The sequence below is a fragment of the Streptomyces sp. NPDC055815 genome (genome assembly GCF_053616475.1).
Genome location: NZ_JBSHDU010000021.1, coordinates 77,661 through 90,196, shown reverse-complemented (window position 1 = coordinate 90,196; position 12,536 = coordinate 77,661). Strand labels below are relative to the sequence as shown.

Annotated in this window: 12 protein-coding genes; 4 read left to right on the top strand and 8 right to left on the bottom strand. The window is 72.2% G+C overall.

Features of this window, described 5'->3' with window-relative positions:
* Window positions 1–92: 92 nt before the first annotated feature.
* Entirely contained in the window at window positions 93–1,100 is a 1,008-nt protein-coding gene (locus ACWGN5_RS16255; RefSeq protein ID WP_453515367.1) for a peptidoglycan-binding domain-containing protein, read from the bottom strand.
* 469 nt (window positions 1,101–1,569) lie between these two features.
* Here ACWGN5_RS16255 and ACWGN5_RS16250 point away from each other — a divergent pair, with 469 nt between their 5' ends.
* Window positions 1,570–3,636, top strand: coding sequence for a DHA2 family efflux MFS transporter permease subunit (locus ACWGN5_RS16250; RefSeq protein WP_453515366.1), 2,067 nt, complete (start codon window positions 1,570–1,572; stop codon window positions 3,634–3,636).
* Between the two features lie 12 nt (window positions 3,637–3,648).
* Here ACWGN5_RS16250 and ACWGN5_RS16245 read toward each other — a convergent pair whose 3' ends face one another.
* Together ACWGN5_RS16245 and ACWGN5_RS16240 are read right to left on the bottom strand one after the other, a co-directional pair.
* Window positions 3,649–4,134 carry a GNAT family N-acetyltransferase gene (locus tag ACWGN5_RS16245; RefSeq protein ID WP_453515364.1) on the bottom strand — a complete coding sequence of 162 codons (486 nt, stop codon included), beginning with the start codon at window positions 4,132–4,134 and terminating at the stop codon, window positions 3,649–3,651.
* 33 nt (window positions 4,135–4,167) lie between these two features.
* On the bottom strand, window positions 4,168–4,488 hold the full coding sequence (locus ACWGN5_RS16240; protein ID WP_030688139.1) for an antibiotic biosynthesis monooxygenase family protein: 321 nt from the start codon (window positions 4,486–4,488) through the stop codon (window positions 4,168–4,170).
* A 12-nt stretch (window positions 4,489–4,500) separates the two neighbouring features.
* Between ACWGN5_RS16240 and ACWGN5_RS16235 the strand changes: the two genes are divergently transcribed.
* Together ACWGN5_RS16235 and ACWGN5_RS16230 are read left to right on the top strand one after the other, a co-directional pair.
* Window positions 4,501–5,646 carry a serpin family protein gene (locus tag ACWGN5_RS16235; RefSeq protein ID WP_453515363.1) on the top strand — a complete coding sequence of 382 codons (1,146 nt, stop codon included), beginning with the start codon at window positions 4,501–4,503 and terminating at the stop codon, window positions 5,644–5,646.
* Window positions 5,647–5,706: 60 nt separating this feature from the next.
* On the top strand, window positions 5,707–6,111 hold the full coding sequence (locus ACWGN5_RS16230) for a hypothetical protein (protein WP_453515361.1): 405 nt from the start codon (window positions 5,707–5,709) through the stop codon (window positions 6,109–6,111).
* A gap of 1 nt (window position 6,112) precedes the next feature.
* Here the strand turns inward: ACWGN5_RS16230 and ACWGN5_RS16225 are convergent, their stop codons facing one another.
* The 3 genes from ACWGN5_RS16225 to ACWGN5_RS16215 are packed head-to-tail and all read right to left on the bottom strand — an operon-like array spanning window position 6,113 to window position 9,205.
* Window positions 6,113–6,781 carry an O-methyltransferase gene (locus ACWGN5_RS16225; protein ID WP_453515358.1) on the bottom strand — a complete coding sequence of 223 codons (669 nt, stop codon included), beginning with the start codon at window positions 6,779–6,781 and terminating at the stop codon, window positions 6,113–6,115.
* On the bottom strand, window positions 6,778–7,872 hold the full coding sequence (locus tag ACWGN5_RS16220) for a DUF2330 domain-containing protein (protein WP_453515356.1): 1,095 nt from the start codon (window positions 7,870–7,872) through the stop codon (window positions 6,778–6,780). The genes ACWGN5_RS16225 and ACWGN5_RS16220 overlap by 4 nt, the downstream gene beginning before the upstream one ends.
* Window positions 7,873–7,918: 46 nt before the next feature.
* Window positions 7,919–9,205: a cytochrome P450 gene (locus ACWGN5_RS16215; protein WP_453515353.1), complete on the bottom strand. Its 1,287-nt coding sequence runs from the start codon at window positions 9,203–9,205 to the stop codon at window positions 7,919–7,921.
* 229 nt (window positions 9,206–9,434) lie between these two features.
* Here ACWGN5_RS16215 and ACWGN5_RS16210 point away from each other — a divergent pair, with 229 nt between their 5' ends.
* Window positions 9,435–10,604, top strand: a complete 1,170-nt coding sequence (locus ACWGN5_RS16210; protein WP_453515351.1) for a steroid 3-ketoacyl-CoA thiolase — start codon at window positions 9,435–9,437, stop codon at window positions 10,602–10,604.
* On the opposite strand, the gene ACWGN5_RS16205 is transcribed toward ACWGN5_RS16210, so the two are convergent.
* Together ACWGN5_RS16205 and ACWGN5_RS16200 are read right to left on the bottom strand one after the other, a co-directional pair.
* On the bottom strand, window positions 10,588–11,688 hold the full coding sequence (locus tag ACWGN5_RS16205) for an NAD(P)H-dependent flavin oxidoreductase (RefSeq protein ID WP_453515349.1): 1,101 nt from the start codon (window positions 11,686–11,688) through the stop codon (window positions 10,588–10,590). The two genes, ACWGN5_RS16210 and ACWGN5_RS16205, sit on opposite strands and share 17 nt — an antisense overlap.
* Window positions 11,689–11,861: 173 nt before the next feature.
* A complete protein-coding gene (locus ACWGN5_RS16200; protein WP_453515347.1) occupies window positions 11,862–12,263 on the bottom strand; it encodes an aggregation-promoting factor C-terminal-like domain-containing protein in 402 nt (133 codons plus the stop codon).
* Window positions 12,264–12,536: the final 273 nt, after the last annotated feature.

Here is a 12,536-nt window from a genome sequence, read left to right as displayed (position 1 = left end):
TGTTCTTCTACGATACAAAACCCGGGGCCGTCTTGGCCAACCGGCCCGCGCTCCGGAATCCCGCGGCCCGCCGCCCGGTCGTCGTACTGCCTCTAGAGCCAGGTGCTCCGCTCCAGGACCTCGCGCGTGTGAGGGCCGTACACGCCCTTCGGGTCGCCCTGGATGTACATCCACGACTGGTAGTTCTTCACCGCGCGCCAGACCTCCTGGTCGTACTCCCCGTCCACGTCGCCGTGGTACGCCCCCGCCAGGGTCAGCCGCGCCTGGAGCTCGACGACCTCGTCGCCCGAGGAACCGAGGCTCAGCGTGGCCGCCGCGTCCTCGGTCGCCCGGGGCGGCTGCGAGGACGGCGTGGCCGTCGTCGGCGCCTTGGTCGGCGGAGCCGCGGAGTGCGTGGCGGCCGGAGGGGCCGCCGACGCGCTCGCGGTGGTACGGCTCGGGGAAGGGGTCGGCGACGGCGACGCGGACGTCCGGTGCGGCGTCGGGGAGGACGTGGTCGGCTCCGGCGTCTCCGAGGACGGGGACGGGGCCTCCGACACGGCGACGTTCAGGGAGGCGCTCGTGGTCACGTCGGGCACGGCCGCCCGGTCGTCGGTCTCGTCCGCTCCGCCGAGGACGGCTGCCGCCAGGGCCGCGGTGCCCGCCACGGCGACGGCGGCCACCGCCGCGACCACGACGCCGCGCTTGCGCCCCCGCCCCCGTGCCCGCTCGTGCGCGGGCGGTACCTCGCCGACACCGCGCAACAGCAGCGGCATGGTCTCGGAGGGGTCACCCGTGGGGTCGGCGGGGTACGCGTCGGGGCCGGAGCCGCCGGGGTAGGTCTCCGGGCTCGGGCCGCCCGGGTGTGCGCCGGGATAGGCCGCCGCCGGGTACGCCTCGGACTCCGGGCCGCCCGCGTACGTGGCCGGTATCGGTGCCGTGAGGGCGCTCTCCGGGCGGATCGCCGCAAGCTGGGCGGTCGGCGGGTCCTCGGTGGAGTAGGCCGGTATGTGTGCGGTCGGCGGGTCCTCCGTCGCGTACGCCGGTACGTGCGCGGTTGCCGCGTCCTCCGTCGCGTACGCCGGCAGGAGTGAGGTCTGCTGGGCGTCCGGCCCTGCCACAGCGCCATCCGCAGCAAGGATTTCCCCCGGACCGACGCCCGCCGAACCGACGCCCCCCGGACCGACTCCCGCCGAACCGGCGCCCGCGGGACCGACTCCCGTCACGCCGAGGCCCCCCGGACCCACGCCCCCCGCGTCAGCCCCCGTCCCCGCCTCGTACGCCTCGTACCGCCCTGCCGGTCCCTCCGAGGCGTCCAGGGTCACGTACGGCCTGATCCGCAGCGGGTCGAAGTCCTCGGCCGCCGCCATTTCCGCCGCCCGGGCGCAGGCGCAGCCAGGTCTGTGTACACCGCATTCAGGACAGACGTGTCCGGTCATGATGGGTCCCCTCCCCGATACCACTGCGAGCGATTATGCAGGCCGCACCTGTACGGCGGGCGAACGGCCGTGCCCTTCCGCAGGCCATAACGGGACATTCCGATCAGGATGGAGGGGCCCACCGCGACACGGAGACGGAGACGGAGATCCCATGGCTCAGGACGCGCGCCCGTCCCAGCTCGGCGAAGCCGACGCCCCCGTGCCGGGTGAGGGTCAGAGCCGACGCACCGTCCTCGTCGCGATCGGCGCGCTGCTGCTCGGCATGCTGCTCGCCGCCCTCGACCAGACGATCGTCTCCACCGCCCTGCCGACCATCGTCAGCGAGCTCGGCGGCATGGAACACCTCTCCTGGGTGGTCACGGCCTACCTGCTCGCGTCCACGGCCGGAACCCCCCTCTGGGGCAAGCTCGGCGACCAGTACGGGCGCAAGAAGCTCTTCCAGGGCGCCATCGTCGTCTTCCTCGTCGGCTCCGCCCTCTGCGGCATCGCCCAGAACATGCCGCAGCTCATCGCCTTCCGCGCGATCCAGGGCCTCGGCGGCGGCGGTCTCATCGTCCTGGCCATGGCGATCGTCGGCGACCTCGTCCCGCCCCGGGAGCGCGGCAGGTACCAGGGCCTCTTCGGCGCCGTCTTCGGCGGCACCAGCGTCCTCGGCCCCCTGCTCGGCGGAATCTTCACCCAGCACCTCTCCTGGCGCTGGGTCTTCTACATCAACCTCCCCATCGGGATCGTCGCCCTCTTCGTCATCGCCGCCGTCCTGCACATCCCGGTCCGCTCCACCCGGCACACGATCGACTACCTGGGTACGTTCCTCATCGCCTCGGTCGCCACCTGCCTGGTCCTGGTGACCTCGCTCGGCGGCTCCACCTGGGCATGGGGCTCGGCGCAGATCATCGGGCTCGCCGTCCTCGGAGCCGTACTCCTCGTCTGGTTCGTGTACGTCGAGCGGCGGGCCGCCGAACCCGTGCTGCCGCTCAAGCTGTTCCGGATCCGGACCTTCAGCCTTGTCTCGGTGATCAGCTTCGTCGTCGGCTTCGCCATGTTCGGCGCGATGACCTACCTGCCGGCCTTCCTCCAAGTGGTCCAAGGCGTCACCCCGACCATGTCCGGCGTCCACATGCTGCCGATGGTCCTCGGCATCTTCATCGCCTCGACCGGCGCCGGCCAGATCGTCTCGCGCACCGGCCGCTGGAAGGTCTTCCCCCTCGCCGGGACCGCCCTCACCGGGGTCGGCCTGCTCCTCCTCCACGGGCTGACGGAGACCAGCTCGACCTGGTCGATGAGCGTCCGCTTCTTCGTCTTCGGCGCCGGGCTCGGCCTCGTCATGCAGGTCCTCGTGCTTGTCGTGCAGAACGCCGTCTCGCACGAGGACCTCGGCGTCGCCACCTCCGGAGCGACCTTCTTCCGCTCCATCGGCGCCTCCTTCGGGGTCGCCGTCTTCGGCACGATCTTCACCAACCGGCTGACGAGCACCCTCGACGAGGTCTTCGCGAGCGCGGGTACGGAGCTCCCGCCCGGCACCGGCGCCGGCGGGGTCGCCGCCGACCCGCGCGCCATCGCCCAGCTCCCGCCCGAGCTGCGGCCCTCCGTCCTGCACGCGTACGCCACGTCCATCACGGACGTCTTCCTGTACGCGGCGCCGGTCGTCCTCGTCGCCTTCGTCATCGCCTGGTTCCTGAAGGAGGACACGCTGCGGGCCTCGGTGGCGGCGCCCGACACCAGCCGGACGCTCGCCGCCCACCCGGTCGAGCGCTCCTCGTACGACGAGTGCGCCCGCGCCCTGAACGTCCTCGGGTCCCCGGAGGGCCGCAGGGCGATCTACGTGAAGATCACCGACCGCGCCGGGCTCGACCTGCTGCTGGCCGCGAGCTGGCTGCTGCTGCGCATCCGCCGCCACGGGACCGTCGAACCCGCCCGGCTGGCCGAGACCACCCCCGTACCGCTGCGGGTGATCACGGAGGCGTCCCGGCAGGTGGAGGAGCGGAGCCTGGTGGCCCGGGAGGGCGTCCAGCTGACCCTCACCGAGGAGGGGGTACGGGCGGCGAGGGTACTGGCCGAGGCCCGGGAGGAGTCGCTCGCCGAACTCCTCGGCGACTGGTGGGGGCCCGAACGGCCCACCGACCTCGTCCAGCTGGTGGAGGAGCTGACGGCCGAACTGTGCGGCCCGGACGGGGAGCGGCCCGACACACCGGAACCGCCCCGCGACCACCGCGCCTGAACCCGGAGGGGCTCAGAGCTCCTTGCCGTACCAGATGTCCATGTACGGCCCGGTGCAGTACGCGGGGATCTCCACGTACCCGTGCCGGGTGTACAGGGCGCGCGCCTCGACCAGGTCCAGGCGGGTGTTGAGGACCATCCGGCGCGCGCCGAGGGCCCGCGCCTCCTCCTCCAGGCGGCGCAGCAGGCCGCCCGCGCCGCCCGCGCCGCGGTAGGCGTGCCGCAGGAACACCCGGGTCAGCTCGGCGCGTTCGTCGTCCAGCATCAGGACGCCGCCGCAGCCGGCCGGCTTCCCCTCGAACCGGGCCACGAGGAACTGCCCGGTCGGCGGCGTCAGCTTCTCGACCCCGTCGTTCGTCAGGCCCTCGTCCAGCTCGGCCTCGGTCGCGGGCCGCTTCCAGTAGCGGCTGGCGACGTCGTCGTAGTAGTCGCGCCGCAGCGAGGCCGCGTCCGGGGTGTCGACGCGCTCGGGAGAGAAAGTCCAGGTCATGCGGGCCATTCTGTGGCCCGCACGACCAGGCCTGCCGCTGAATTACTTGGGCGAGGCCTGCTGGACGACCTCGAAGGACCACAGGGTGGAGCCGGACGCGGCGGGCTTCGGCCGCTCGCCACCCTCGCCACCGCCCTGGTGGGCGGCCTTCATGGAACCGTTCATCCAGTTCTGGAAGTCCTCCTCGCTGCGCCAGCGGGTGTACACCAGGTACTGGTCGGTGCCCTCCACCGGGCGCAGCAGCTCGAACCACTCGAACCCGTCGGACCCCTCCACGGCCCCGGCCCGAGAGGCGAACCGCTGCTCCAGCACCTCCCGCTGCTCGGCCGGCACGGTCAGGACGTTGATCTTCACGATGCTCATGAAAGGCAGGATATGACCCACGGCTCCGACACCCCCGAAGCGGATGCGATACGGACGCTGGCCGCGCGTTGGCTGGCGCGGCTCGGGGACGGGGACTTCGTCGTGTCGCCCGTGGGGTTGTGGCTGGCGCTCGGGGTGGTGGCGGCCGGGGCTCGGGGGCGGACCGGGGAGGAGTTGCGGGGGCTGCTCGGGGTCGAGGGGGAGGGGGCCGGGGCGGCCGTGACCCTGGTCGGGCGGCGGGTCGCGGGGATCGACGGGGTCGGCGTGGCCACCGGGGTGTGGAGCGCGCTGCCGGTCCTGGACGCGTTCCGGCGGGGGGTGCCCGGGGTGCGGTTCGGGGTGTTGCCCTGGGCGGTCTGGTTCGCGCTGCCCGACGAGTACTTCGGGGCCACGGACGACATGTCGCCGGGGGAGCTTCCCGACCTCCAGGAGGAGCTGGACGGTTGGGTACGGGGCGCCACCCGCGGGCGGATCACGCGGCTGCCGCTCGCACTCGACGGCTCCGAGGACCTGGTGCTGCTCAACGCCCTTGCCCTGCGCGCCTCCTGGCTGTCCGCCTTTGCGGGGCACCTCACCCGCGACCTGCCCTTCACCGACGGCTACGGCGACACCCGGCCCGTGCCCACCATGCGGAAGCGGATCCCGGCCGGGTGGGTCTGGTACGTGGACGGGGTCTGCGTCGTCGAGCTGCCCTGTGAGCAGGGGACGCGCGTGCGGTTCGTGCTCGGGGCCGAGGGGGACGGGCCCGCCGACGTGCTGCCCGCCGCCTGGGCCGGGCCCGCGGCGCGGCGGCCGCTCGCCGCCGAGTCGGCCGACCTCAGCCTGCCGCGGTTCACGCTCCGTACGACGGTCGACGCACGGGAGCACCTCGCGGCGCTCGGCGTCCGTCGTGCCCTGCGGCCCGGGGCCGACTTCTCGGGCATCTCCGACGCCGACCTGTACATCGCCAAGGTGGTCCAGTCGGCGATGGTCGAGGTCGCCGAGGAGGGGATCGAGGCCGCCGCCGTCACCCAGGTCACGATGACCCGCGGCGCGGCCCCGCCCCGGCACCAGGTGGTGGAGCGGATCGCCTTCGACCGGCCCTTCGGGGTGGTGGTGCTCGACGGCGAGGGCGAGCTGCCGCTGTTCGCCGGCTGGCGGTCCAGCGCTCCCGTTTGACGATCCCCTTCGGTGGGCGTAGTCCGGAATCAGGGGGATTCGTGCGAGAGGAGTCCCACCATGCTCGGTGAGCAGCTGGGAACGGTTTCCGGAGAGAGGACGGGGCTGCGCGTGCTGTCCGCGGACGGCGGTCACGTGGTCACGGAGTCCTCGTTCACGGGCACGGGCACGCTGCTCGGCGTGGCCGTCAAGGACATGGGGACGTACGAGTCGGTCCTCCGGCCCGACGGCACTCTCTTCGGCGAGGGCCAGGGCATCAGCATGACCCAGGCCGGAGAGACGATCACCTGGCACGGCACCGGTGTAGGCCGCTTCAACGAGTCCGGCGGGGTGAACTGGCGGGGCGCGCTCTTCTACGAGACCGCCGCCGCCGAGTTCAGCCGGCTCAACGGCCTCTGCGCGATCTTCGAGTTCGACGCCGAGGAGAGCGGGAAGGTGTCCGGAACGCTGTACGAGTGGAAGTAGGTCATTCGGTGACGCGGGCGAGCAGCAGGCCGTCGTAGCCCTTCGTGCCGACGGTCTGGATGGCGGTCGCGTCCAGGCGGGGTTCGGCGGCGATCAGGTCGAACATCTCGCGCGTGCCGGTGATCGCCGCGTCGTCCGGGTGCGGGGTCGCGACCCGGCCGCTGCGCACCACGTTGTCGACGATGATCACCGTGCCGGGACGGGAGAGCTTCAGGGCCCACGCCACGTAGTGCGGGTTGTTCACCTTGTCGGCGTCGATGAAGACCAGGTCGAAGGGGCCCGCGCCTTCCGCCTCCAGCCGGGGCAGGGTGTCCAGGGCGGCGCCGGTGCGGACCTCGACGAGCTTGTCGAGGCCGGCGCGGGCGATGTTGGCGCGGGCGACGTCCGCGTGGGCCGGCTCGTACTCCAGGGTGATCAGCCGGCCGTCGGCGGGCAGCGCGCGGGCCAGCCAGATCGTGCTGTAGCCGCCGAGGGTGCCGATCTCCAGGATGTTCCGCGCGCCCTGCATCTGGGCGAGCAGGTGGAGCAGCTTGCCCTGGTTGGGCGCGACGGCGATCTCCGGCAGGCCGGCGGCCGTGGAGTGGGCGAGCGCGGCGGTCAGTGCCTCGTCGGCGGGAGCGATCGTCTCGGCGAAGTAGGTGTCGACTTCCGTCCACTGAGAGTTCGTCATGGAGCCGAACGTACACCCGCGTTCCCGTGCGAGCGGCGCCTTGCCACCCGTACGAGCGCCAGTGCCGCGACCAGAAGTCCGGCGCCGACCGTCAGCAGCCAGACCGGGATGCCGCCGCCGACCGTGAGCAGCCGGTCCGTGTACTCGACCTCGCGGTACGGGGTGTCGGCGACCGTCCGCAGGTGGTGGTCGTCGTCGATGCGCGCCGGGTCCGGGAACCTCTGCTCCAGGACCGTCAGATGGACCGGCGCGCCGCCCGCAAGGCCCGCCACCGCGTGCTCGGGGCGCTCGATCCGGCCCGCGAACGTCACCTCGGGGCGGTCGCCGCCGATCGGGGAGCGGGGCTCCATCCGGTGCTCGGCGAGGATGTACAGGCCGAGGGTCTGCGGGGTCCGGGCGAGGCGGGAGAGCCGCATGGGGTAGACGAGTTCGGGGGAGGCGAAGCGGATCCGCAGCGGGGTCAGTTCGCCGGACAGCGTCGCGCCCTGCTCCTGCGGGGCCAGGCGGACGGCGACGTACTCCCACTTCCGCTCGACGTACGGCTGGAGCGCGTCCGTGAGCCGTTGGGGCAGCTCGAAGCCGTTGGTGCGCAGCCAGTCGCCGAGGGCCTCGGGGTCGGTGGCGGTGAGCCGGGCGACGTCGAAGGGGCCGAGCCGTTCGCGGCCGACGACGCCGACGCCGGAGCCCGCGCCGGGCGGGGCGGCGGCGGCTCCGTCGCCGTACGTGGAGTCGAAGGGCCAGTCGCCCTCGCGCGGCCAGAAGTAGTGGCGGTCGCGCTGCTCGGGCTCGGTGAGCCGGTCGAGCTCGTCGAAGAGCGCCGGGTCGCCGAGGGTGACGTCGGCGCGGTCCGGCACCGGCATGATCCAGGCGGCCCGCCGGGCGTTCCCGTGGACGTTGAAGCGCATGACGACGGTCTCGGTGCGGCCGTCCCAGCGGACGGCCGACTCCTCGCGGTCGACGCCGATCCGCTGGGACTTGTCCGGGATCATCGCGCCGCAGCCGCAGGCGTAGGCCGGTGCGACGAGCGAGCCGAGCTGGAGCGCCAGCAGCGCGATGATGATGGTCAGGATGTTTCTCTGTGTCCCCCGCATGTCGGGTCGGACGCGGCAGACCACATTCCGGTTCCGTGCGTACGGCTCAGGCCGAGGTCCTGACCCTGAGTTCCTTCACCCCGTTCAGCCAGGCCGCCCGCAGGCGCCGTGGTTCGCCGGCGAGGGTGAGGTCGGGCAGGGCGTCGGCGATCGCGTTGAAGATCAGTTCGATCTCCTTGATGGCGAGGGACTTGCCGAGGCAGAAGTGGGGTCCGCCGCCGCCGAAGCCGAGGTGGGGGTTGGGGTCGCGGGTGATGTCGAAGCGTTCGGGGTCGGTGAAGACCTCGGGGTCGTTGTTGGCGGAGGAGTAGAAGAGGCCGACCCGGTCGCCCTTGCGGATCTTCTGCCCGCCGAGTTCGGTGTCCTGGGTCGCGGTCCGCTGGAAGGAGACGACGGGGGTCGCCCAGCGGACGATCTCCTCGGCGGCGGTCGCGGGCCGTTCGCGCTTGAAGAGTTCCCACTGCTCGGGGTGGGTGAGGAAGGCGTGCATGCCGTGGCTGATGGCGTTGCGGGTGGTCTCGTTGCCGGCGACGGCGAGGAGGAGGACGAAGAAGCCGAACTCGTCGGAGGAGAGGTTGCCCTGGCCCTCGGCGGCGACGAGCTGCGACACGATGTCCTGGGCGGGGCACTCCTTGCGGGCGGCGGCCATGTTCATCGAGTAGCCGATGAGTTCCATGGCGGCCTCGGCGCCGATCTCCTCGGTGATGGCGTACTCGGGGTCGTCGTACGCGACCATCTTGTTCGACCAGTCGAAGATCCGGGAGCGGTCCTCCTGGGGGACGCCGATGAGTTCGGCGATGGCCTGGAGGGGGAGTTCGACGGCGACCCGGGTGACGAAGTCGAAGGTGCCGTCGGCGTCGGTGCCCTGCCGGGCCTCGTCCACGATGGCGTGCGCGCGCTCGCGCAGGGCGGTCTCCAGGTTCCGGATCGCGCGCGGGGTGAAGCCGCGCTGGACGATCTGGCGGACCCGGGTGTGCTCGGGCGGGTCCATGTTGAGCATGATCAGCTTCTGGACCTCGATCTGGTCCCGGGTGATGTGCTCGTTGAAGCGGATGACGGCGGTGTTCTCGTTCGAGGAGAACAGTTCGGGGTGGGTGGAGACGTACTTGACGTCCGCGTGGCGCGTGACCGCCCAGTACCCGCCGTCCGCGAAGCCGGTGACGCCGGCCGGCTGGGGGCACCACCACACGGGCGCGGTCTGCCGCAGCCGGGCGAACTCCGGGAAGGGGACGCGGTCGCGGAGCAGATCGGGGTCGGTGGCGTCGAACCCTTCGGGGAGCCCTTCCGGGAGCCCTTCGGGGAGCTGTCCTCCGGGGAGATGCGGGCAGGCCATCGGCAACACTCTCCATATCTGATGGACCATCAGAAGTTGCCGGGAAAGTTAGTAACGAGTTCTACAAGTAGCAAGGGGCGGAGCGGGAACTGTTGCTTCCCGGACCCTTGCGTACCGGCGGTAGCAGTCATAAGACTGCACTCAGAACTAGAACGCGTACTAGTTCCCCCGTGACGCCGACCGACCGGGGTGCCGGGACACCCCGTCCGGTCGAGGAGAGGACGAGCTCATGGCCGCGGAACCCGTCATCGTCGAAGCCGTACGCACCCCCATCGGCAAGCGCGGAGGCGCGCTCGCCAACCTCCACCCCGCCTACCTCCTGGGCGAGACCTACCGCGAACTCCTCGGCCGCACCGGCATCCACGCCGACTGCGTCGAGCAGATCGTCGGCGGTACGGTCACCCACGCCGGCGAGCAGTCCATGAACCCGGCGCGCACCGCCTGGCTCACCATGGGCCTGCCCTACGAGACGGCCGCCACCACCGTCGACTGTCAGTGCGGCTCCTCGCAGCAGGCCAGCCACATGGTCGCCAACATGGTCGCGGCCGGCGTCATCGACATCGGGATCTCCTGCGGCGTCGAGGCGATGTCCCGCGTCCCGCTCGGCTCCGGGTCCAAGCACGGCCCGGGCAAGCCGTTCCCCGACGAGTGGAACGTCGACCTGCCCAACCAGTTCGAGGCCGCCGAGCGCATCGCCCGCCGCCGCGGACTCACCCGCGAGCGCGTCGACTCCCTCGGCCTGCTCTCCCAGGAACGGGCCGCGATCGCCTGGTCCGAGGAGCGCTTCAAGCGCGAGACCTTCGCCGTCCAGGTCCCCACCACCGAGGCCGAACAGGCCGCAGGGCAGGGCATGTGGCGGCTCGTGGACCGCGACGAGGGCCTGCGCGACACCACCATGGAGGGCCTGGCGCGCCTCAAGCCCGTCATGCCCACCGCGGTCCACACCGCCGGGAACTCCTCGCAGATCTCCGACGGCGCCGCCGCCCTCATGTGGGCCTCCAAGCGCATGGCCCGCGCCCTCAAGCTCCGCCCGCGCGCCCGGATCGTCGCCCAGGCCCTCGTCGGCGCCGACCCGCACTTCCACCTCGACGGACCGGTCGACGCGACGCGGGCGGTGCTCGGGAAGGCCGGGATGTCGCTCAAGGACATCGACCTCGTCGAGATCAACGAGGCCTTCGCGTCGGTGGTGCTGAGCTGGGCGCAGGTCTTCGACCAGGACCTGGAGAAGGTCAACGTCAACGGCGGCGCCATCGCCCTCGGTCACCCCGTCGGCGCCACCGGCGCCCGGCTCATCGCCACCGCCCTGCACGAACTGGAGCGCACCGACAAGGAGTTCGCGCTCATCACGATGTGCGCGGGCGGGGCGCTCGCGACCGGGACGATCATCCAGCGGCTCTGACCGCTCCCGCCACGAGGGCGGAGAGGTACGCGGCGGCCCTCGGCGCCTCCTGCGCCAGGGCCGCCGCCTGGCCGGCCCAGAGGTTCACGTACTCGGGCCGGCCCTGCTCCGCCGCGGCCCGCCGCACCGGACCCATCAGCGCGTTCTGCACGGGATACGGCGGTACGCGTTCCTCGTGGGCGGCCATGTCCCGGACGAAGCCGTTCGGGATGCCCCGCGCCGTGCGCCCCGAGAAGAGACGGGTGAGGACCGTCGTCCGGGCCTGAGGGGTGCCGAGGATCCGCCGGTGCGCCTCGCTCGCCCCCGACTCGCGCGCGGCCAGGAAGCCGGTCCCGACCTGGACGGCGTCCGCCCCGAGCGCGAGCGCGGCGGCGACCCCCCGCCCGTCCGCGATCCCGCCCGCCGCGACCACCGGGACCGACACCGCGTCCGCCACCTGCGGGATCAGCGAGAAGGTGCCGACCAGGGACTCCCGTACGGGACGGAGGAAGGCGCCCCGGTGGCCGCCCGCGTCACTGCCCGAGGCCACGATCGCGTCGACCCCGGCCGCCTCCAGGGCCACCGCCTCCTCGACCGTCGTCGCCGTGCCGACGACGACGATCCCGCGCCGACCGGCCTCCGTGACCAGACGGCGCGGCGGCAGGCCCATGACCAGGCTGATCACCGGCGGGGCGGCCGCGATCAGGGCGTCCAGCTGGGCGTCGAAGTCGGGCCACGCCCGGACGTCCTCGGCGCTCGGGGCACGTACCCCCAGCTCCTCGTAGTACGGGCGCAGGCGCTCGATGTGCTCGGCGAGCGCGGACGCCGGGGCCTGGCGGGCCTCGGCCTCGCCCTCCTGCGGCACCCAGAGGTTCACGGCGAAGGGGCGGCCGGTCGCGGCGCGCAGCTTGGCCACGAGGGCGGTGATCTCCTCCGGGGTGTGGATGTGCGCCCCGTACGAGCCGAGGCCGCCGCCCTCGGAGACGGCCGCGGCCAGCTCGACCGAGGAGAGGCCCCCGCCGAAGGGGCCCTGGACGACGGGGAGCCTGATCCCGACGAGCTCGCCGAAGCGGCCGGGCGGGAGGGTGGTGGGGTGTGCGGGCATGGGCCACCTCCGGTGTCGCGGCGGGACGGTCCTGTCCGGTCCGCCGATGCCGGGAACACTAGACGACACTAGACGACCGGTCTACTAAATCTATGGACGCGGAAAACGCCGCAGGCCCCGCCCCTCCGTGCGGAGGGCGGGGCCTTGCGGATGCGCGTTGCGGCAGGTGCTTCTTAGTACCAGCCGTTGGCCTGCCAGAACGCCCAGGCGGCGTTCGGGGAGCCGTAGCGCTCGTTCATGTACTTGAGGCCCCACTTGATCTGGGTGGCCGGGTTCGTCTTCCAGTCGGAACCGGCCGAGGCCATCTTGGAGCCCGGCAGAGCCTGGACCAGGCCGTAGGCACCCGAGGACGAGTTGGTGGCGGTGTGGTTCCAGCCGGACTCGTGCTCGACGATCTTGCTGAAGGACGCGAACTGCGCCGGCGGGACGATCTGGCGGGCGATCTCCTGCTCCGAGGCGGCCGAGGCCGTACCCGTCGTGCCCAGCACCGCGGCCGACGTGCCGACGAGCACAGCGGCGGAAACAGCGAAGGTCTTCTTGCGGGCGTTGACACGAGTGGCGATCGAGCGGAACAAAACGTCATACCTAACGTCGGGGACAAGGGTCGCGCCGGGCGATTTCGGCATGCCGGAACCAGAGCCCGGGAGACCCGGGAACTGGGGGAACCGGCCGTCCGTGGCGCTGCGATGAGCACCGGCTGCCTGGCGACGTCCACCAGAGAAGCAGGGCCGGAACGCCGATGCAATGACCCCCTGTACGAGGGAGGTTCGGACCCGGGGGGCCTTCGACGGTGGGTGGCTGTGCGGTGTTTCCGCAGGTCATGCGGGGGTGTGGGGCGATTTGGCCGG

Excerpts from the sequence above, each read along its gene's own strand:
- ACWGN5_RS16215 (WP_453515353.1), bottom strand. The coding sequence starts at position 9,205 with ATGGCCTGCCCGCATCTCCCCGGAGGACAGCTCCCCGAAGGGCTCCCG.
- ACWGN5_RS16205 (WP_453515349.1), bottom strand. The coding sequence starts at position 11,688 with ATGCCCGCACACCCCACCACCCTCCCGCCCGGCCGCTTCGGCGAGCTC.
- ACWGN5_RS16225 (WP_453515358.1), bottom strand. The coding sequence starts at position 6,781 with ATGACGAACTCTCAGTGGACGGAAGTCGACACCTACTTCGCCGAGACG.
- ACWGN5_RS16235 (WP_453515363.1), top strand. The coding sequence starts at position 4,501 with ATGACCCACGGCTCCGACACCCCCGAAGCGGATGCGATACGGACGCTG.
- ACWGN5_RS16220 (WP_453515356.1), bottom strand. The coding sequence starts at position 7,872 with ATGCGGGGGACACAGAGAAACATCCTGACCATCATCATCGCGCTGCTG.
- ACWGN5_RS16240 (WP_030688139.1), bottom strand. The coding sequence starts at position 4,488 with ATGAGCATCGTGAAGATCAACGTCCTGACCGTGCCGGCCGAGCAGCGG.
- ACWGN5_RS16250 (WP_453515366.1), top strand. The coding sequence starts at position 1,570 with ATGGCTCAGGACGCGCGCCCGTCCCAGCTCGGCGAAGCCGACGCCCCC.
- ACWGN5_RS16230 (WP_453515361.1), top strand. The coding sequence starts at position 5,707 with ATGCTCGGTGAGCAGCTGGGAACGGTTTCCGGAGAGAGGACGGGGCTG.
- ACWGN5_RS16210 (WP_453515351.1), top strand. The coding sequence starts at position 9,435 with ATGGCCGCGGAACCCGTCATCGTCGAAGCCGTACGCACCCCCATCGGC.
- ACWGN5_RS16245 (WP_453515364.1), bottom strand. The coding sequence starts at position 4,134 with ATGGCCCGCATGACCTGGACTTTCTCTCCCGAGCGCGTCGACACCCCG.